The organism is Trichocoleus sp. FACHB-591, assembly GCF_014695845.1.
Lineage (GTDB): Bacteria > Cyanobacteriota > Cyanobacteriia > FACHB-46 > FACHB-46 > Trichocoleus.
The window spans coordinates 18,099-36,965 of the sequence record NZ_JACJPA010000080.1 but is presented as its reverse complement, the minus strand read 5'-3'; the positions used below and the strand labels follow the sequence as shown (position 1 = coordinate 36,965).

22 protein-coding genes and 1 pseudogene are annotated in these 18,867 nt (G+C 48.9%); 13 read left to right on the top strand and 10 right to left on the bottom strand.

All coding sequences use genetic code 11. The annotated features are described in order from the left end of the window. On the bottom strand, positions 1 to 269 hold a 269-nt coding region (locus H6F90_RS14640), incomplete at its 3' end, for an alternative oxidase (RefSeq protein WP_304941005.1). Positions 270 to 610: 341 nt separating this feature from the next. On the opposite strand from H6F90_RS14640, the gene H6F90_RS30725 reads away from it, so the two are divergent. The 3 genes from H6F90_RS30725 to H6F90_RS14630 are packed head-to-tail and all read left to right on the top strand — an operon-like array spanning position 611 to position 1,739. Beyond that, the gene (locus H6F90_RS30725) at positions 611 to 994 is read left to right on the top strand and encodes a cyclopropane-fatty-acyl-phospholipid synthase family protein (protein ID WP_242024482.1); all 384 of its coding nucleotides are present in this window, start codon (positions 611 to 613) and stop codon (positions 992 to 994) included. Then, positions 948 to 1,388 carry a hypothetical protein gene (locus tag H6F90_RS30720; RefSeq protein WP_242024481.1) on the top strand — a complete coding sequence of 147 codons (441 nt, stop codon included), beginning with the start codon at positions 948 to 950 and terminating at the stop codon, positions 1,386 to 1,388. Before H6F90_RS30725 ends, H6F90_RS30720 begins: the two co-directional genes overlap by 47 nt. A gap of 15 nt (positions 1,389 to 1,403) precedes the next feature. Continuing rightward, positions 1,404 to 1,739: a cupin domain-containing protein gene (locus H6F90_RS14630; RefSeq protein ID WP_190553157.1), complete on the top strand. Its 336-nt coding sequence runs from the start codon at positions 1,404 to 1,406 to the stop codon at positions 1,737 to 1,739. A 4-nt stretch (positions 1,740 to 1,743) separates the two neighbouring features. Here H6F90_RS14630 and H6F90_RS14625 read toward each other — a convergent pair whose 3' ends face one another. Further along, on the bottom strand, positions 1,744 to 2,475 hold the full coding sequence (locus H6F90_RS14625; RefSeq protein WP_190553156.1) for a Crp/Fnr family transcriptional regulator: 732 nt from the start codon (positions 2,473 to 2,475) through the stop codon (positions 1,744 to 1,746). 70 nt (positions 2,476 to 2,545) lie between these two features. On the opposite strand from H6F90_RS14625, the gene H6F90_RS14620 reads away from it, so the two are divergent. Both H6F90_RS14620 and H6F90_RS14615 read left to right on the top strand, forming a co-directional pair. Then, complete coding sequence (locus H6F90_RS14620; RefSeq protein WP_199295936.1) at positions 2,546 to 3,100, top strand: transposase; 555 nt, start codon at positions 2,546 to 2,548, stop codon at positions 3,098 to 3,100. A gap of 371 nt (positions 3,101 to 3,471) precedes the next feature. Continuing rightward, positions 3,472 to 4,323: a hypothetical protein gene (locus H6F90_RS14615; protein WP_190553155.1), complete on the top strand. Its 852-nt coding sequence runs from the start codon at positions 3,472 to 3,474 to the stop codon at positions 4,321 to 4,323. 193 nt (positions 4,324 to 4,516) lie between these two features. On the opposite strand, the pseudogene H6F90_RS14610 reads toward H6F90_RS14615, so the two are convergent. Both H6F90_RS14610 and H6F90_RS14605 read right to left on the bottom strand, forming a co-directional pair. After that, positions 4,517 to 5,023, bottom strand: a pseudogene (locus H6F90_RS14610) (tyrosine-type recombinase/integrase); the annotation flags it as partial. A gap of 132 nt (positions 5,024 to 5,155) precedes the next feature. Next, on the bottom strand, positions 5,156 to 5,689 hold the full coding sequence (locus tag H6F90_RS14605; protein ID WP_206756180.1) for a DUF6714 family protein: 534 nt from the start codon (positions 5,687 to 5,689) through the stop codon (positions 5,156 to 5,158). A gap of 297 nt (positions 5,690 to 5,986) precedes the next feature. Here H6F90_RS14605 and H6F90_RS14600 point away from each other — a divergent pair, with 297 nt between their 5' ends. The 3 genes from H6F90_RS14600 (at position 5,987) to H6F90_RS14585 (ending at position 8,204) form a co-directional block, all read left to right on the top strand. After that, entirely contained in the window at positions 5,987 to 6,202 is a 216-nt protein-coding gene (locus H6F90_RS14600; RefSeq protein WP_190553153.1) for a Nif11-like leader peptide family natural product precursor, read from the top strand. Between the two features lie 623 nt (positions 6,203 to 6,825). After that, a complete protein-coding gene (locus H6F90_RS14590) occupies positions 6,826 to 7,014 on the top strand; it encodes a hypothetical protein (protein WP_190553152.1) in 189 nt (62 codons plus the stop codon). A gap of 734 nt (positions 7,015 to 7,748) precedes the next feature. Then, entirely contained in the window at positions 7,749 to 8,204 is a 456-nt protein-coding gene (locus H6F90_RS14585) for a response regulator (RefSeq protein ID WP_190553151.1), read from the top strand. Positions 8,205 to 8,604: 400 nt separating this feature from the next. Here H6F90_RS14585 and H6F90_RS14580 read toward each other — a convergent pair whose 3' ends face one another. The 3 genes from H6F90_RS14580 to H6F90_RS14570 all read right to left on the bottom strand — a co-directional run bounded on the left by H6F90_RS14580 (position 8,605) and on the right by H6F90_RS14570 (position 9,730). Beyond that, positions 8,605 to 8,808: a hypothetical protein gene (locus H6F90_RS14580; protein WP_190553150.1), complete on the bottom strand. Its 204-nt coding sequence runs from the start codon at positions 8,806 to 8,808 to the stop codon at positions 8,605 to 8,607. Between the two features lie 236 nt (positions 8,809 to 9,044). Next, on the bottom strand, positions 9,045 to 9,305 hold the full coding sequence (locus tag H6F90_RS14575) for a hypothetical protein (RefSeq protein WP_190553149.1): 261 nt from the start codon (positions 9,303 to 9,305) through the stop codon (positions 9,045 to 9,047). Between the two features lie 236 nt (positions 9,306 to 9,541). Next, positions 9,542 to 9,730, bottom strand: coding sequence for a hypothetical protein (locus H6F90_RS14570; protein ID WP_190553148.1), 189 nt, complete (start codon positions 9,728 to 9,730; stop codon positions 9,542 to 9,544). A 329-nt stretch (positions 9,731 to 10,059) separates the two neighbouring features. On the opposite strand from H6F90_RS14570, the gene H6F90_RS14565 reads away from it, so the two are divergent. Next, positions 10,060 to 10,251 carry a hypothetical protein gene (locus H6F90_RS14565; RefSeq protein ID WP_190553147.1) on the top strand — a complete coding sequence of 64 codons (192 nt, stop codon included), beginning with the start codon at positions 10,060 to 10,062 and terminating at the stop codon, positions 10,249 to 10,251. Positions 10,252 to 10,279: 28 nt separating this feature from the next. Here the strand turns inward: H6F90_RS14565 and H6F90_RS14560 are convergent, their stop codons facing one another. Beyond that, positions 10,280 to 10,678, bottom strand: a complete 399-nt coding sequence (locus H6F90_RS14560) for a response regulator (protein ID WP_190553146.1) — start codon at positions 10,676 to 10,678, stop codon at positions 10,280 to 10,282. Between the two features lie 483 nt (positions 10,679 to 11,161). Between H6F90_RS14560 and H6F90_RS14555 the strand changes: the two genes are divergently transcribed. From H6F90_RS14555 to H6F90_RS14540, 4 genes are all read left to right on the top strand, one after another. Continuing rightward, positions 11,162 to 11,617 carry a response regulator gene (locus tag H6F90_RS14555; protein ID WP_190553145.1) on the top strand — a complete coding sequence of 152 codons (456 nt, stop codon included), beginning with the start codon at positions 11,162 to 11,164 and terminating at the stop codon, positions 11,615 to 11,617. Beyond that, positions 11,614 to 11,838: a hypothetical protein gene (locus H6F90_RS14550; RefSeq protein ID WP_190553144.1), complete on the top strand. Its 225-nt coding sequence runs from the start codon at positions 11,614 to 11,616 to the stop codon at positions 11,836 to 11,838. Before H6F90_RS14555 ends, H6F90_RS14550 begins: the two co-directional genes overlap by 4 nt. Before the next feature lie 462 nt (positions 11,839 to 12,300). Continuing rightward, entirely contained in the window at positions 12,301 to 12,633 is a 333-nt protein-coding gene (locus H6F90_RS14545) for a hypothetical protein (RefSeq protein ID WP_190553143.1), read from the top strand. A 434-nt stretch (positions 12,634 to 13,067) separates the two neighbouring features. Then, positions 13,068 to 15,263: an ATP-binding protein gene (locus H6F90_RS14540; protein WP_190553142.1), complete on the top strand. Its 2,196-nt coding sequence runs from the start codon at positions 13,068 to 13,070 to the stop codon at positions 15,261 to 15,263. 76 nt (positions 15,264 to 15,339) lie between these two features. Here H6F90_RS14540 and H6F90_RS30715 read toward each other — a convergent pair whose 3' ends face one another. Both H6F90_RS30715 and H6F90_RS14530 read right to left on the bottom strand, forming a co-directional pair. Further along, entirely contained in the window at positions 15,340 to 18,312 is a 2,973-nt protein-coding gene (locus H6F90_RS30715; protein WP_190553141.1) for an ATP-binding protein, read from the bottom strand. 134 nt (positions 18,313 to 18,446) lie between these two features. Further along, positions 18,447 to 18,662, bottom strand: a complete 216-nt coding sequence (locus H6F90_RS14530; RefSeq protein ID WP_206756179.1) for a hypothetical protein — start codon at positions 18,660 to 18,662, stop codon at positions 18,447 to 18,449. Positions 18,663 to 18,867 lie beyond the last annotated feature (205 nt).

The following is an 18,867-nucleotide window of genomic DNA, read 5'->3' as shown; positions in this document are numbered from 1 at the left end:
GAGCGATCGTACCAGTGGTCGTTGCCACCGAGAGATTCGGCAATCAGGAGATGGTGCAGTTCATTCCAGGACTCAGCAAAATGCACTTTCAGCCAGTCAGATTTGCGCCACCAGCCCATCGTTTCATACAAATGCAAGACCGAGGTGTAGGCGAAATAGGGCACCCGAGCCACCGTTTCGAGGACAAAAAATCGCGCAAAGATGCGATCGCGACCCCGATAACAGGTGTTGAGCAGCGCCTCTAAGAAGTCAACGAGCATTCGTATCATGGTCCAGATCCTCCAAAGTTTCCACCGCAACGGATAGGAATAGAATTGCCGCCTTCCTAGAGAGGTCAGTAAAAAGAGGCAAGCAAATCGGTGAGTGACTCTCACTTTGCCAAATTGTTCTCAGCAATAATATGAGCTACCTCATAAACCGAGATCTGGTTGGGTGCAGGGGGAGGCATCTTGTGATTACGGTCATTGGCTCTCATCTGGTTAAGCTGCTCTGGCATTCAGGCTACCATCGTACTTCAACCTCAGATTTCGTTGACACTTCATGAGGTAGCTCATATCTCTCTGGTACGTAGTTTGACAAAGTAGAAACATCTGGACTGGAGGATAAAGCCATGTCTCAATCAACCATCAATTTTGCAACGGCTCCTGGACATCAGGTGATGGCAAGGGCTGGAAAGAAGATTCTGCGACCGGGTGGTAAAGCTGCCACTGAGCAATTGTTTCAGTGGGCTCAATTCCAACCGGGGGAAACGGTTTTAGAGTTGGCGGCCAGTTTTGGCAATAGCGCGATCGCCCTCGCCAAACAATATGGGGTTCGGGTGGTAGGGATCGAAAAGAACCCTGAAAGTGTGGCCCGTGCTCGTGCCAATATTCAAGCCGCTGGGTTGGCAGAACAAGTGCAGGTGATTGAGGGCGATATTTTCCATCTAGAGCAAGTTCCAGGACAGTTTGACTACGTGCTGGCAGAAGCCATTCTCACCATGCAATCGGCTTGAGGCGATCGCCAAAATCTTGCAGAGTATTGGCGATCGCCTCAAGCCAGGAGGGAAGTTCCTCTCTCATGAGTTGTTAGCCCACAATCGGGAAGTAGAAATTCATCAAGCATTGGCAGCCACGCTTCGAGCCAACTCAACTCCGTTATCTGAGGCCCACTGGATTGCAGCTTGCGAAACAGCCGGATTACAAGTTTTACAACATCAGGTGGGAGCGATGGGACTGCTCAACCCAGCCCGAATCATTCAAGACGAAGGACTGGTCAATGCAATCAAATTCTTCTGGAATGTCCTTACTCGTCCTCAATTGCGCGATCGCCTGCTGTCCATGCGGCGAGTGTTCAAGCAGTACGAACAGGAGTTAGGTTATCTCATTTTGTGTGCAGAACGGAACTAAATTAGGAGACAAACGATGACTACGACAATGCAGACTCCCTCATCGCTGACGGCTCAACTCAAAGACAAACTGGAGTATCCTGACACAGGAATCCTCAGCCAAGTGTTACTCAAACTTCCTCATTGCCAATACACTCTCTTGTCTCTAGCCGCAGGCACTGAGATTGCGGAACATAGCTCAGCTCGCAACGCCGTGGTTCAAGTACTGGAAGGGCAAGGAACGCTGAGATTAACAGGACAAGATATTCACCTAGAACCGGGTGTATTTGTGTGGATGCCTGCTAATGCGCCTCATGCATTAAAGGCATCAGCAAACCTGGCGTTTCTGCTAACACTTTCGGATGCAGGTTAGTGGTCTATTTTTTGCTGGGGGTAACAGGGAGCGAATCTGCTTCTATCGTGCCTTGGGCGATCGCATCCAGCCTTTCCCAATCTAAGATAGTAATTTTCCCACCTCGGCTGTAAGCAACAACTGAGTGCAATTGCCTGAAGAGCCGCACACACTCTTCGTAGGTGATGCCGATGCTGCGAGCAATCTGGTAGTGAGCAAGGCGCAAGGTGAGGCAAGCTCCCTGTGCAGTCGTTTCTGTGCCCTGCTCTGTCGCTGAATATTCGATCAGGCGAGCTAAGCGCACGATCGCCCGTTCTGAAACGAGCCCATGCACGACTTCATGCAACTGCTGAAGCCGCTGATTCAAAACAGCCATCATCTGTAGCGCCATTTCTGGGCTCGCTTGGATCACTGCCAACAGCGCTTCCCGGTCCACCATCAGCACTTGAGCTTGAGCCTCAGCCATCACAGTGGCAGGAGCAATGCCATTACCAAAGAGAGCAGGAGCCGCAAAGATATCGCCACTCGTCAAGGTTCGCAGAATCGTTTCTTTCCCACTCGCTGCTGTTTTTGAAACTCGCAACAGTCCCTGAATCAGAGCATAGAGGCGAGGGGGCAGGCGATCGCCCTCGTGAGAGATGATTTCCCCGACTTGATAGGTTTGAACCACCGTGTGGGGCTGTAGACTTGCAAGTTGCTCTGACTGTAGCTGGGCAAAGATGGAAATGGATGCAAGTTGCTCAACGGTTGCTTTCATTCACCAGGCTCACGACTTCTGCGGATTCCGTATTTAACCTAACAAAAGTTGATTAATCTGAGGCAACAGGATGACTTCATCGCCGTTAAATGCAGCCCTGGCAACTTCCTCTCCTAAACCACACGCCCAAGCTTGGGATCGGCCCACGGTTTCTCTAGATAAAACTACCTCCAAAGTTGAAAAGCTCGCCAAACTCTATTTAGAAGGAAAACCTGCTCAGATTTTGGAGCAAACCCAAGCGGAGCTGTGTGATTGGCTGATGCAACAATTCAGACAAACTCCACTCAATGCTCAATTCTCGGATGACCTACGCTATCAACAGGTTGCCGAGATGTTTATGGATATTGAAAATGATCATCTGTGGGTATCTGCTGAGGAGGGATACGACAATTCTATTTACTCAAACCCATTTTATGGATTTGCCTTTCTTGTCATGCACGACTATGACCACTACTTAACCGGGAGTGATTGGACCCTGGGCGGGGAAATCACAGCTTACAAGGCGGCGGCCAGTCGAGTGCCCAGTTTAGAAATTCAAAAAATCCTCTACTCTCAGATTGTTCTCAGAGCAGCAGCTTACCTCTATTTAGGACATGCACCTGAACCCAAAACCGTTTTTCCCTAGCGCATTACAGATATGGTTAAACTCAGCGGAGCAGTCCCCCACTCCGCTGAGTTTAACCATACCCCTAGATAATGATCTTGAACGCATCGACGATCAAGGCGGTATTGTTGCAATTAGTGGTAAGGTCAGGCCTAGTGATCGGATTCAAGTTGAACAACGCATCTCCAGCATATTCTCACTGCGGTTGCCCATTACTTGAGCACTGAATAGTCTGGTCACCATTGATGATGGTGCCAATCACATGTTCGATATCAATTCGATGATGCTTGGCTAGCCAAATATTACCCCAATAAATTCAACAAAGCTGGCAGCGCTGACAACAGTGGAAATTCAAGCCCTGGCGGCGTGTAAGGTGGCCTGGAATGATGGGCATGAGTGCACCACACTATCCAGCAACAACAGCCGCTCTCGCTAATTTGACCGACGATTTAACAATTATTAGGACTTCTACCATGAGATTATTTTCAAAACGTCAGTGGGTTTCTGCAACGGTCATTGCCAGCATCCTGCTGGTCAGAGCACTGGGTTCTACCGCCACCGCCAGCCAACCCCCTATCGCCACGATTCAACGCCTCACCGCTGGTGACCGGGCCTGTTATGTAGAGCTAAAAGACGATAGTGGAAAAACCTCAACCGAATTTGCCGAATTCAACATTTGTGAACAACAGCTAGTGGGCAAACGGGTACGTCTCACCTACGAATCGGGTAATATCCTCGCAGAAGCCTGCCAGGGAAATCTCGACTGCGGGAAAAGTGAGACGGTCATGCTAATTAGCCGGGCAGACGTTTTAGCGCCAGTCAATGCACCGACAAAAACCATCCAAGCTCTAGCTGACGGCAATTATCGTTATTGGAATGGAACGACCAATCAGAGCATCGTTTCCGACGAAACCCTCTTAGCCAATGGCGGCATCGTGTTCCACTTCCGCAAGCAGGGGAATAACGTGTCTGGAGTTTTTTCTTATGTGGATGGAGAAGCGATTTGTGTCAAGGGACAGGCTAACGGCAACACCGTTAGTGGCCGTGCAGTCCAAACCCTCCAGGGCGCTTCTGTGCGGAGTGCAGGAGAATCTTTTGCAAGTTTTGGTCCCAGTAAAGCTTTATCCGTCCGACGAGGATACAAAGTTAACCGCCAGGTGGTTCGCTATGATAGCGCGCTCCTGAATCTGGCTGGGATGAATCGGATTAATGTAGGCTCCCGGACACCTAGGGGGTGCGTTTGAAGAACAAAAAGCTGAGCTAGGAAGGTGCTCGCCTGGGCCTAGTGGAAGTTAGCACAGGACTTGGAAGGTTAGGCTCAAAGAGAGTGGAGTTCTAAGCAGGCATAATCACCTCCAAGACTTGCTGACAAGATCGCCCCTGAGCAAATAGTCCGAGAGTGGTTAACCTAATAACGAAGTGATCGCCCTTAGAAACTCAGAAGCTCAGAGACGCGATCGCCCCCTCCAGATAGCGTTGGAGGGCCTGCAAGCTACGGTGTCCTGATATCTCCTGAATGACTCGTAATGGCACTCCGGCACTACTCATCCGGGTTAGAGCAGTTCGTCTAAAACTGTGAGTACTCACTCCCACCAGCCCCAAGCGATCGCACGTCTCCCGCAAAATCTCATCTGCCGACTTAGGATTGATGTGCCCGCGCCCGTGCCGTCCGGGGAAGAGGTACTGCTTGCCCGCCCCGGCGCGGTACGTCTCCAGGTATTCCTTGAGAACCGAATTGACCGGAATCTGGCGCGTCTCCTGCTTGCCCTTTGTGTTGGCCTTGCGGAGCGTCATCTTGGCTCTGACCCCAGCAGCATCGTAAGCATCCGTTGTGAGCATCGTGCAGGCTTCGCTAATGCGGCATCCAGTGTAGAGGCAGATGCCAAAGAGAGCACGATCGCGATCGCCTTCCAATGCCTCAAACAATTTTGCAATTTCGTCGGATGTTAAAACTTTGGCTTGGCCATGTCCATCTACATCTCACCAACCTCATTCTTGGTCTTTAGACTAAAGCGGCTCCTCGACGGTTATTGCAACAGGGACCGTTCCGCCCGCTCGGTCCGTTGCAGTGCGTGGTTATCCCGCACTGGCTTCCGCGCGCCCCGACCAGTAATTTGCGATCGCCTGATCAATCTCGTCGCGTTGAAACTCGTCGGTCTCGCGCTTCAGCTCCAAATAGCTCACGATCGCGCGCGCCTGTTCACGATCGAACACTGTGAACTTGTGTCTCTTCTCGTCGAACCACGTCCGTTCTCCGTAACGGCGCGGGTTAACGCGTTCGCCTCTTCTCTCGTCCGTCAGGCCGTGCGTCAGGTGGAAAACGGGGTCGTGCATGTCCAGCTTGCCATCAATATCCGCGATCATGTATGCCGGCAGATAGAACCGAAAAGCTTCGTCTGAGAAGAAGCTGAGGGCAGACCCATATCCGTCCGGCGCGCGATCAATGAAGGCTGGGTCGAGCGATTGCCAATCGGTCTTGCCTTTGAACTCCTGCTCAAGCAGGAATGGCTCGTCACCTTCGTTGCTGCCGCGTAGGCACCAATCGCCCGGGAACTCGACGCTCGCGAACGCCGAGCGGATCTGCAATTTGACGGTTTCCGAGTTGGGCATGGGCTTTGCGGGATAACGTTGTAGTTGAACGGCGGCAATCAATTTCCGCATCATAGCCAATCGCCCTTATTCCGCCGTTCCAACGCAGGGTTAGACGGCATCCTCGTCAACCCATGCCAGGGCAAAGGAACCAATGACCAGTACCAAAATTACGAATGGGAGAATATCAGGTTTCTGAGGGTGGCGCGATAATCACCTTTCCCCCCGAATCTTGATACCCTTGTGCTGCTAGTCTTAAAGAATATACTGCTGTTTTTCTTTATATTACGAGTAGCTAGCGAGGATCAAATTTTAGATATGGCTTTTGAGCAAATCGAAGCATTTTTAAGGAAAATGCAGTCTGAACCTGAACTTAAAAACGAGGTGCTCGCAGCATCAACTGCAGATGATGTTGCGCGAATAGCACTAAAGCTTGGTTTTGAATTTTCAGGGGATGAATTATTGAGAATGTCAGGTCAGAAAGTTGGCAGCGTTACTGTTAGAAAAACTGATCTTCCTGGAGAGTACAACTAGGGGGCACGCGAGAATTTGTAAAAAATCGTACGCTAAGGAATCTCATCCCCAATCAAAGCACCATGATGATTGGTATTACCCTTTCAACATCAGGGAAATAGTACGCTGGGGTTGTAGTTTTAGTTCTTGAAAACGGTTGTAACTGGGAAGACTTGCCTTCATACTTGCCTCCCTACTCAACTGTCTACTGGCACGTGCATTCAGTGGCGAAGTGCCTGCGGTGGCTCGATGGGCGATAGAACGATCCAATGCTTGGATGGAGCGTTGTAAAAGTCTAGTAAAGAGCTTTGAGCGAACTCTGTCTCATGCAACAACTAAGATTAACCTCTGCTTTGTCAGGCTAATGCTCAAGCGGCTTACAGCCTCTCCTTGAGATCTCAAATGGGTTCTATAGAGGCAGATGCCAAAGAGGGCGCGATCGCGATCGCCTTCCAGTGCCTCAAACAATTTTGCAATTTCGCCGGGGTCAGTTTTACTTAATTCGTTAGCGCTGTTAGCGTTGCTTACACCTTGACCCAAAAATATTTGGCCAAGCTTGAGGCATCGATGCTAGCAGTGCTTTCAAGGCGCTCAGAAATACCAAAGCAGATGATTGGGACTAGAGTAGAGTGCCTGAGGTATGAGTGAGCAAACTCAAAGCTTTGTCAAAAACCACAGGATTGAGCCAAACAGAATTAATCTATGAATTAATCTATGAAGCGATCGGGCAATACCTAGGTGAGGATGTCGCGACCGTGGGCGATCGCCTCCCTACCATTGAGGGTGAGGTCACAGCAACCGACACCTTACCTGACAAAAAAGCTTCGCTATGAACTGGCGGGGCTGCTGTTAGAAAAAACTAATAATTTGATAACTACTGGTTTGCCGATTTAAGCACTTCTATTTCGACAGCTAGTGTTCTAGGGTATGTATCAATACCTGTTATGTATTTTACTAAATCGAATATTACATCGTCAGTGTTTTTTCGCTCTCAAAACTAAGCTTTTAGGTAAATGTGTTATTTACTACGCAGTACTGTCAAAACTTAGTAAAGAGTAAAGCTATCGCGTTTAGGCATTGCATGTATCCCCTAGTGCTATCACATGACCTCGTTCAACCTTTTAAGTTCTGGTATCAGAACGAAGTTTGCGAAGGCATGTGCTCTGATATGGAAATCTACCGCCTTTCGGGTACATACAAGGCTGAAGATAGGCAAAAAGCTTTTGCCTTGGGGATTGCCATGGAAGAGCATGGGGCTCATGTTCGCATCACTTGCGTGAGACATGAGTATAAGGTGTGGGTCAGCTTAAGAACTCTACATGTGGCTGCATTAGTTCCTGCTACGTCAGTGGCAAAGACGGTATAGAGACTAATTTCGGGCTTTGAACGTTGTGCCCATGGCTACAGGAACTTAAAACTGGAAGCTGCACACTTAGTTAAAATTGATGTGCTAACAGGCGTATGGTGACCTCAGTACTTTTATCATTTTCTTTAACGCTACCCCTGTTCTTTTAGCAGAAAAAAGTGCATTCAATTTGGTAGCAAGTTGTTATCGAGATAACGTTGCTTGAGAACTGGGGACAATATTTTGGCTGCTGACAACCTGAAGTTTCAGGGCTCCACGATCCTGGTCGTAGACGATGAGAAGTCTGTCTTAGAGATTATGGACGTTGTCTTGACTTTTTACGGTGCCGAGGTGATAGCAACAACCTCAGCTCTGGAAGCCTTGAGCCTTCTATCTGCAAGGCAGCCTGATTTAGTAGTCAGTGATATTTCCATGCCTGGGATGGATGGTCACGGCCTCATACGTTGTATTAGAGGGTTACCTCCAGAGCAAGGAGGGCAGATACCCGCATTAGCCCTGACAGCATTTGGAGACCCTAGAACTAAGCAAAAGGCACTCACAGCAGGTTTTCGGCATTTTCTGGTCAAGCCAGTCGATCTTCCTGAGTTGATTGAGGTATGTGCAAAACTCATCAAGACTTCGCAAGGCCAACGATCGCGCCCCCACTACCTATCTTAGTTCTCACACCCCACCCCGGCCCTGTCGAACCCGTACGGAGCCGGGGCCATTAAAAAAACGACCGCCCCCTCTTCTACCTCGAGGAGCGATCGCTTACCTTTTGGAACTTGATTTTACTTTGTTTTGTATCACACTACACCTAATAAACCTTTGGCTAAACCAGTATTACCCTGTCACTGCGCCGTTAATGAATGACTGAGGCGACAAATAAGCGGGTACATTCCCCCATAGGCACCAAGGGTTTCCTCTGAGAGGATAAGAGGTATAAAAGCCGTCAGCTAGCATTTAGTACCCAAAGCGCATATTAAAGCCGTTGGCTGGCATTTAATATTTCAGAAGCAGCCTCGATCACTAGATTGAGGCTGCTTCTTTTGGTATTGAGATACTTAAGTCCGAAGTATCAGCTAAATTCTTCTACGTAGTTGATCAACTTAAGCCCCTTCTGCTGGGCTAGTTCTAGAGCAAAATTGTAGGCTACTTGGTAGTCTGCTTGGCTAGAGACAAAACGGCCTGTTCCATAATCTGACTCATTGTCAAGGTAAAGCACAACAGCACTTTGCTCAATGTAGATGGAGTAAAGAACAACTTGTGTCTTGGTGCTCATGAAAATGGGAAAGCTTGTAGGGAATTGCTATATTTTCTACGTTGAGTGGCATAGATGAAAACTACCAACAGAAATATTTATTCCTTATGGCTGTAGAAATATCAGTGACGAATAATGGCTTGGCTAGCAGAAAGGGCGATCGCCCCTCTAACTTTCCCCATGAGTTGCGCAATCAAGCTTTCCGGAGCGCACGGCTCAGGCAAATGTTGAGCTAATCAAAATGCTGGATACAGCGTCTAAAAACCTAAATTTGTGGAGATGCAGGCAATTGCATGCTTAATTTTGTTCATCCCATTACGATGGCCTAACCAGAGTCGGCAAGCCTCATTCACCAGCCCTTTTTCTGTATCCGTTAAAAGTTCTTCTGGTTTTTCTGCGGCCAAAATCTCGGCAGCTTGTAAAGCTAGTGAGTATTCCACACCGCCCTTAATAAACTGAGCTAGGAACACTTTTTGTTGTTCATGAAATGATTTGGTGGCGCTAGTGTCGCTCAACATAGGGAAGAAAACGGTTTTATTTAATTAGCTTCTCCTTACCTCTAAAGATGCCACCACCTCCCCAGGGTAGATATTGATGAGCTCGTTTATGGAATAAGTAATTGCATTTTACTGGTCTTATTATTACTCTGCTCAAAATCCAAAATTTCCAGAACATCAAAGCTGGGCTTAGGTTTCGCGTCACCAGCGCGATCGGCAGCAACGAGTTGAGGTGACAGAGTTTTGGCGAGATTAAGCTAAGTCAGAGTGTCTTCAGGATTGGGCAAGAGGGGCAATGTGTGCAGAAATGACGCCAAGTCTTCTAAGCAGAGGTAAGGTAGGCTCGTGAAATAAGGGTTTTCAACCCAATAAACAGTTTCATTCTGAATCGTGGCAGTTTTGAGAAGATAGCCTCGACCTAAGGCAAGATTGACCACCCCATTCATGAGCAAACCCCCGTAACCGTTAGGCGTTATGGCTTTGTTAGTAAACTTCAGTATCGATTGAGCTACTTAAGATACTCATCAGCAAAGTTGCTCAATCTGCTCCGCTACATGATGGAAGAGGAGCCGAGCTAAGGCAGCATAACCCGATCGCCTCTTCTACAACTCAACCAGGGGCGAGCACTTGTCTAAAACCTACTAGTAAGATTCGCAATTTTTGAAATCCAAAAGCTGTAAGGCTGGAATTTTTATTGTGATTCCAAGCTACTCAGTGTATGTAGTAATCTATACCTAGACGAAGGGAACCTTAGAAAATCTCATTAGATATCTTTATGAACCTCGATGAGTTTGAGGCCCAGGTTAAAGATGCGCTTGAAGTTGGCCTCAACCGACTCCAAACAGTTACGCTTTTGGTCGTAAACCTAGAGCAACAGCTCGAATCGACCCGACAAAGCATCCAAGAGCTAACTCAAGTTATTGATAACTTCATTACTGCCGAAAAACAAAAACGAGACCAAGACTAGAACTGAGCCCCTCTTAATGGCGAAAGGACTATCTACCACAAACTTTTTCAATTGCAGCGACTAGCTCTTCTGGGTGGCTCGGCTTGACAAAATAACCCTGCACTCCCAATTGCAGGGCTCGTTGGCGATCGGCTCGAAAGGCGAATGCTGTAAAGACAATGACAGGGATATGCTGAAACTCTATGTTCTGTCGCAGTGCTTCCATTAGTTGGTAGCCACTGATGTCGGGTAACTTCAAGTCTAGTAAAACCACATGCGGCTGAAACTGAGCCAGAGTTGAGAAAAAGCTACTGCCCTCTGCCAAACTCACCACTTGATAGCCTTGATGAGTGAGGTAGTCATTCAGTAGTAATCGATTAAAGTCATCATCCTCAACTAACAAGACTCTTATCGCTGGGCTCGGTTCAGAAATCGGGGCATCTGGCATGTCACTGCTTACGGGTGAAGGGCAAAGCTAAAGCCTGGGTCAAAGTTACAGCTTTTGAGCCTTTGCATGTTGCACAGTTTACATAGCTCAGTGATCAGATTTCCAGAGTGCGATCGCCCCCTCCAACTCCACCTCTAAGAAGCAAAAGCTAGGAGATGAGGTAGCGTAATTGCTAGCTCTGTGACCATGAGCACTTAAGAAAATAGTCAGAGAAACTTCAGGTCAAGGCCGCACCACTTTTCAATGGCTACCGTTCCTCAGAAAACCACTTAAACTTGCTGGCTTTACCCGAAGCACAACGTCAGGACAGTTGGAGTGGTGTAATCAGATACAAAAAGTAAAAATGATTGATATTACTTACTTTTTAGTAATGCTTCATTTTATTTGGGAAAATTATAAGTAATTATCTTATGCGGTAAATATTCCTTCCGTTAAGTATCAAGAGGCTGGACCTTAAACTCAGTGGTGTGAGGGGGATAACTGATGCAACGAAATAGGATGAGTGAAGAGCCAGACATCAAGTCACGCTTGAGGGGCATTTCAATTCTCTTGGTTGAAGATGACCCAGACACCTCAGCGATATTCGATTTGTTTTTAACTCACATGGGAGCCACAGTCGCTACAGCAACAACAGTGAAAGCAGCTCTCAAAATGGCGGAAGAGGTTCACCCAGATATTCTGATTAGTGATCTCCAGTTACCCGATGGCAACGGTTATGCTCTGCTCGACATGATTAGAAAACTTCCATTGAGTTCATCCAAGCTAATCCCCGCAATCGGGATGACTGGACACAGTACTCCCTTTTCAGAACCTGCTTACAATCAAGAGGCACTATCGTGCGGGTTTCAGAAGTTTTTGGCCAAACCCTTCAGTATTGATGAATTACTTGAAGCGATCGCTGAATTCACCAGAGATGCAGCTCAATGCAAAGCCCCATGAATACCACAGATTCTACTGCTTGGGTTGAACCACCCTTAGAGGCTACTTGGCAACTGAGTGCTCACAACGAGGGGAGTTGGGAATGGTCGCCAGAGTTCGCTGCCTGGATGCGCTTAAAACTCTCAAGAGAGTTAACTGCTGAAGAACTAGATGATATATTGCGGCTGAATTGTTGCAGCACCCTAGATGAACTAATTCGATGGCTTAGTGTGCCCAACTAATGGTAAGGGCTATTAGCCCAAAAGACCATCACACCAATGCGTCAGAAGCTTAGAACCGCAATCGCCTCCTCTAGTTGCAGGTCCGATATCTCTAGATATCGCTAGAGTGCCTGCAAGCTGCGACGCCTGGATATCTCTTGAATTACCCGTAGCGGTATCCCTACACTACTCATCTGGGTCCAAGCAGTTCGTCTAAAGCTGTGAGTCCTGACCCCTACTAGTCCCAAGCGATCGCTTGCCACACGCTTTTACTTGAAGCAACTCACCCATGAATATGAGCCGGAGTCTTAGGGCTTCTTAGGTGCGGCTGTCGCAATCGCTCGACTTCAGCAAATGTTGGGCCAAACCCTTAAAAACCTCTTCTAGGTCAGAATACGTAGATAATACTAACAATTTGCAACATCAACCACGTAAAATATTGAGAGCCTGTTGAAGAGATTCTTACAACTCAAAGGTCCTTCTATGTATCCTCTCGTCTTGTCTCATGAGGTCGTTTCAACTTTTTCCTTTTGGCATGAAGGTGTACTTCAGGAAGGTATTGCCTCTGGTAAGGAGCTGTACAGCTTCTATAAAAAGTTCGATGCTGCTCAAAGACAGGAAGCTTTCAGTACGGCAGTAAGTTTGTCGGAGACGGATATTGAAGTTTGTATTACTTGTCTGCCGACTGAATACAGAGTCTGGGTTAGTCTTAGAAAATTGGAGCAGGTTACATTGTGTTTTTTATCAAATGCACAACCAGAAGAAATGCACAACCAGAAGAAGCAATGCTTGCTTAACGAGCGTGAAAGAGGTTAATCACCATGCTTACCAAGCACGACTAAACTCTGTTAGCACTCTACCCTCATAGAAAGATTTGTTGAACTTGCGCCAGCTTGGACCTAGCTGAAGCTTCTGCAACGAAAACAGCAGTTTGAAGAGGCGATCGCCCTCATCGCCACCATCGAAACTGACCGAGCAGCCGCAGCGGACCTACAAGACGAGAAGGCGACGCGACTCCGTCAGACTGACGTCATGATAAACAAGAGTGAAGATTTGTTTGCACGGTGGGTTTATGTAATTTGCAGGCAGCCTAGTATTAGTTGCAACTTCTAGGTACGTAAACAACGGTGACAGCACCACTTGACTATTGACAGTACAGCGTCTTCGGCCAGGTCTGTCAAGCGTTAGCTGTGGGGCAATCCTGGGAATTTTTAAACGGCTAGAGCTTGATAAAAAATTCTTTGCTTATAATGAAAAGTCAGCGTTTCCTCAGAGATAAGACGTTTCCATTACAATTTGTTCTCGTCCTTCCCTTCGTCCTCCAGATTTTTGCCGCTGTGGGTCTTGTCGGTTATTTGTCTTTCAAAAACGGCCAGAGCGCGGTTAACGATTTGGCAGAACAGTTGCTGGATCGCACCAGCGATGTGGTCGATGAACGTCTGAAGTCTTATCTAGCCCTGCCTCAAATCCTCAACCAACTCAATGCTGATGTGATTCGTCGGGGCATGCTCGATGTGCGCGATCGCGAAGCGGTGGGGAAGTATTTCTGGGACCAGATGCAAGCGTATGACCTCACCTACATTGGGATGGGCTTAACAACCGGGGAGGGGTTAGGAGTCGCTCGTTACGATGGCAAAACCATCACGATTGATGACTGGACCGCAACACCCCCGAAGAACGTCACGAACTACGCGGTTGATAACCAAGGCAACCGTACTCAAGTCAATGGCCGATGGGATTGGGACAGCTTCAAGGAGCCCTGGTATACCGAACCCATCGCTGCGGGTAAACCGATTTGGGCCAAGATTAGTGCGTTGAATCTGCCTACACCCTACATCGCGGCCTCAGCTAGTCGCCCCATCTACGACGCACAAAAGCGTTTGCTCGGCATGATTGCCGCTGATATTCACCTGATCAAGCTGAGTGACTTCCTCCGCAGTTTAGAGATTAGCCAATCGGGGCAAGTGTTTATTATGGAGCGCGATGGCACGCTGATTGCCACCTCTAGTCAAGAAGAAACCTTTACCCTGAGCAAGCAAGCGATTCAGCGGGTACGAGCGATTGAGAGCTCTAACTCCACCGTTCGTACCATCGCCCAGTCCATTCAAGCCACCAACGGGTTTCAGTTCATCACAAAAGATACAGACTTTCAGCTTGACGTGCAGGGAACACCGTATTTTGTCGATGTGAGACCTTGGCGCGATCAGTATGGTTTAGATTGGCTGCTTGTCACCAGTGTGCCAGAGAATGCATTCATGGCCCAAATCAATGCGAATACCCGCACCACAATCGCGCTCTGTTTCGGTGCCTTAGTGGGGGCCATTGGCATAGGCTTGTTTACCTCTCGTTGGCTGGTTCAGCCGATTCTGCGTCTGAATCAAGCCAGTGAAGCAATGGCCTCGGGTAATCTAGAGCAAGCGGTAGAACCCAGCAATATTCAGGAACTCAATACCCTCTCCCACTCCTTCAACCACATGGCAGGACGGTTGAGGGAGTTGTTTACGGCTTTAGAGCATAGCAAGGAAGTCTTAGAAGAGCGGGTCGATGAACGCACGGCTGAACTCAAACATACCTTGGCAGAATTGCAACGGACCCAGGCTCAAGTGGTGCAAGGTGAGAAAATGTCGAGCCTGGGGCAACTGGTAGCTGGAGTGGCTCACGAAATCAACAATCCGGTTAACTTCATCCACGGCAATCTGACCTACGTGCAGGAGTACACAGAGGATTTATTAGAATTTGTGCAGCTGTATCAGCAGCACTATCCTCGCCCGATTCCGGAGATTCAAGTGGCGGCGGAAGAGATGGATTTAGAGTTTTTGCGCGAAGACCTGCCGAAGATGCTGACTTCGATGCAACTAGGAACCAACCGCATTCGACAAATTATTCTCTCTTTGCGCAACTTCTCGCGGATGGATGAGGCCGAATTTAAGGCGGTCGATGTTCACGAAGGCATCGACAGCACGCTGTTGATTCTGCAACACCGTCTCAAAGCCAGACCCGAACGGCCAGAAATCGAGGTTATCAAACACTACGCGAAGCTACCCTTGGTTGAGTGCTACGCCGGACAGCTCAACCAAGTGTTTATGAACATCTTGGTTAATGCCATTGATGCGATCGAGGAAAACAATGCCAAGCGCACTTACCCAGAGCTGAAAGACCATCCCAGCCGCATTACCATCCGCACATCAATGGTTGACGCTGCCTGGATAGAAGTGGCGATCGCGGACAACGGCGTGGGCATGGCGCAAGCGGTGCAAAAACGCATCTTTGACCCCTTCTTCACGACCAAGCCATTGGGGAAAGGCACTGGAATGGGTATGTCGATTAGCTACCAAATCATTACCGAAAAACATCGGGGCAGATTAGAGTGCATTTCAACACCTGGCAGGGGCACTGAATTCGTGATTCGAATGCCGCTCCGCCAAGCAGGGCGGCAAGCAACTTAGCTGCTCATCCCGGCAGGAGCAGAGTTGTAATCACTCACTATCTTTCTCTAAACTGGGGTTCTTTCTATTCCCCTACTCACTTTCTTCCTATCAAAGTTGTGATTGCTTTGATGAGTTTATCGGGTTCAACGGGTTTGGTGAGATGCTGTTGAAATCCTGCTTGCAGAACTTGCTGGTAGTTCAACTCTCCCGCATAAGCAGTGAGGGCGATCGCTGGAGTTTGCCCACCCCGCTCTAGTGGTAAGGCTCTCAGTTGCTGCATCAGCATATAGCCATCCATGTGCGGCATGCCCACATCACTGACAATTACATCTGGAATAGACTGCTCTAGAACTTCCAGCGCTGCTAAACCAGAGCTAACCGCTGTGACCTTCGCCCCGTTTTGTTCTAGCAAAAATGCCTGAAATTCACGGGTATCGGTATCATCATCCACCAGTAAAACTTGGATGTTGTCCAAAGGTGCTTCTGTTTCTGTTTGGGTACGGCTGGGTCGAGGACTGATAGATGCTGTTTGCGGCATGACAGGCAATTGCACGATGAAGGTTGCCCCTTGATTCTCTCCGGCGCTCTCAGCCCTCACCATGCCCCCGTGCAGTTCCACGATTTGCCGCACGATCGCCAGACCCAGACCTAGCCCCCCAAATCTACGAGTGGTGGAACCGTCTTCCTGGCGAAAATACTCAAACACATGCGGTAGAAAATCGGGATTAATGCCCTTGCCCGTGTCGATTACCTGAATTTGAGCCGATTGACCGATTTGTCTCAGTTCAACCGTGACCTGTCCACCGCTAGGTGTGAACTTAACGGCATTCGTCAGCAAGTTCCACACAACTTGCTGGAGGCGAGCCGCATCACCAAAAATGGGAGCGATATCCGAGGTGAGGTCCAGCACGATGGCAATGCTCTTAGCTTCTGCCGCTAACTGCACGGTTTCAAGGGCAGCAGAAATCACGAACAGCAAACTGGTGGGGGTTGCGGTTAAGGCCAGCTTGCCCTGCATAATGCGGGCAATATCAAGCAGATCTTCAATCAGTTGCGATTGTAGCTTGGCATTGCGCTCGATCGTGGCGATGGCTTCGGCTTGCCGGGTCGCATCGAGTTTGCCATTTTGCAGTAACCGCGTCCACCCCAAAATCGGGTTCAGGGGCGATCGCAGTTCATGCGACAGCACCGCTAGAAACTCATCTTTGATCCGATTCGCCTGTTCAGCTGCGACGCGGGCGGCTTGTTCGCGTCGCAAGAGGTGTTCTCGTTCAGCCTCAGCCCGTTTCTTCTCACTGATGTTGAGGACGGTGCCGATGAAGCGGCAGGCAATACCTGCGGGGTTGAAGAACGCTCTCCCTTTTGCCGCAATCCAGCGTGCTACCCCATCTTCGAGGCCGATCGTGCGGTATTCAATATCATACTCACCGTTACTTTCAGGGTTGAGCGCAAACTGCACTATTTGATCTGTGCGCTCGCGATCCTCTGGATGTAACCCAGATAAGAAAACATCGTAGTTAATCTCTGATTCAGGTGACAGCCCGAAGGCAGCTTTGCATTGGTCGTCCCATTGCAGGACACCTGTGATCGGGTTAAAGTCCCAGATGCCCAGCTCGGCTGACTCCAATGCCAACCGCAAGCGATTTTCACTTTCGCGCCAGGCGGCCTCAGCCTGTTTCCGATCGGTGATGTCTGCCAGTGCTCCAGGAAAAGCCAGCGGCGTCCCATCCGCACCATATTCAACGCGACCTCTTGCCACCAGCCATCGCTGCTCACCCGTCGCTGTGTGGACACGGTACTCAGCGACATATTCCTGGCCCGTTTCAATGGCTTGATGAATGGCTGCGACCACTCGGGGGCGGTCTTCTTCGTGCATCGCCTGTACAAATTGTTCGAGCGGTAAGCCGTCTGCCGCCTGTACTGGGTCAGCGCCAAACAAGTGAGCGAAAGCTTGATTCACAATGACGAGATTTTCCGGAATCTTCCACCGCCATGTGTAAATCGCTCCTGCCCTCAGAGCCGCTTCTAATTGCACATGAGCCTCTCGCAGGTCAGCTTCTATCTGCTGTCGCTCTAGTTCCGTGACCACTCGATCCGCAAAAATTGTTAGCAAGGATTCTGCCAGTTGCGGCTGCTCTAATGGCTGGGCATCCATGACCCCTAATAACCCAAGGGGAGTGCCGCTGGAGTCAAAGCAGGGAACCGCTACATAGCTTTCAACTGCAAGTGGCTTCAGTAGGGGTGCGTTGGGGAATTGAGCTTGCACATTGCGTGGGTAGCAGCAAGTTTTCCGTTGTGCAATGACTTCCCAACAGGGGGTGTCTTGCAATGGATATTCCAGGTTATCTACGAGCTGAGCATGAGCGCAGGTAGCGATCGTTCTCAGCATTTTGGGCTCAGCACCTCTTACTAAGCCGATGTAGGCATAATCCGTGTCTAAAACTTTGACGAGGTGCTGCACCAGAGCCGAGAAAAAAGCATCCCCCGTGACCGTCGATACGCCTTGAGTCATCTCTAGCAGCGCCGCATTGACCTGAGCAATTTGATGAGCGGCCAATCGCAATTCCAGTTCATCCACGACCATTGCTGCCAAGTCAACCAAAGTCGCTTGTTGCTTGGGGCTCAAGGGCTCATGGGGTTGAGTATCGAGCAAACAGAGCGTACCGAGATTGAAGCCGTCTGGAGTCAGGAGGGGAGCACCTGCATAGAAGCGTACACCAGGTTCACTTTGCACAAAGGGATTACAGGCAAAGCGATCGTCCTGGCGAGTATCGGGAACAATCAGAGACTCGTTTGTTAACAGGGCAAAGCTGCAAAGCGTCGCATCACGCCGCACTTCAGAAGCATCGAAACCAATGGAGGACTTAAACCAAGCTCTGGACTCATCGACTAGTGAGATCAGGACGATGGGAAAATCAAACAGCCGGGCTGCCAGGGTGGTAATGCGATCGAATGCGGCTTCGGGGGGAGTATCGAGAATCTTATAGCGATGCAACGCTGCCAACCGCTCAGTTTCATTTGCCGGGAGGGGTGTCGTTCTAATCCTTTGAGGCAGTTGGTCAGTCATAACAACCGAGGAGGAAGGTAAATCAGGACAGGGGTGAGGCAGAAGCCATAAAGGGTGACTTTAGATTCTAACTAGCCGATTTAATCAAATTGGCGATCGCTTTTGAGTATCAGAATTCCCGATGATCCATAGAATTAGATGGCTTTATAGAGGTAAGCAATCAAAACTTTTCCGTTGCCATACGAAGGAGGAAACGCGGAAGTGTCTTTGGAAACTGAGAGGCGGTCGCCCTCCAGTGGCAGCTCTAACCCTTCTAGATACCGCTGAAAGACTAAGGGTAGCGAAGCTGAGTCATCCTGCATCGTTAATATGATCACTTTCCTTGGGGCAGCTTCGAGATACTTACGCATTATTAGATTTGCTTAATGATGCAAAACTCGATCCCACTCTAAAATTCTCTTGGAAGGGTAAATGTCAAAGGGTAGGTTTGGACACCCACTTCATGACTAATCCTTTATCTGTGCACCCCAGGTGAAAGGCCCACATGAATAATACAAACCCTAGTGTTTGGATAGAAACACGCTTAGAGGCTACTTGGCAACTGAGCGCTCATAA